This window comes from Allobosea sp. P1_A7 (assembly GCF_056406775.1).
Genome location: NZ_JBFTZN010000674.1, coordinates 1 through 404 on the forward strand (window position 1 = coordinate 1; position 404 = coordinate 404).

The following is a 404-nucleotide window of genomic DNA, read 5'->3' on the forward strand; positions in this document are numbered from 1 at the left end:
CGCGGGTGGTCGCCGGGGCGCGGGTGGTCGCCGGGGAGAGATGGCTGACGGTGCCCGGCAGCTCCGGGGTCGAATTCTTGGCGAAGGCGGAGAAGCGCAGGCGGGCGGGCTGGCCCGGCCTGACCTGGTCGATATCGGTCGGCGCGATCCTGACCTCGACGGTGAGCCTGGCCTCGCCCGGTACGATGGTGGCGAGGCGCGCGGCCGGGGTGATGACGCCGCCGACGGTGAAGACGGTCAATTCGTTGACGAGSCCGGCGATCGGGGCGCGGATYTCGGAGCGYGAGAGCCGGTCCTCACTGGCSAGCCGYCGGTCGCTGAGCTCGGAGACCTTGGCCTCGACCTGGCGCAGCTCGCGCTGGGCCTCGGTGCGGGCGGTCTCGTCGACGGCGATGATCTGGAGG

Annotated in this window: 1 protein-coding gene; it reads right to left on the bottom strand. The window is 72.7% G+C overall.

What is annotated here, in order from left to right; translation table 11 throughout:
* A partial coding sequence (locus AC1D34_RS38340) for a beta-barrel domain-containing protein (protein ID WP_476827121.1) occupies positions 1 to 404 on the bottom strand: 404 nt, incomplete at both ends.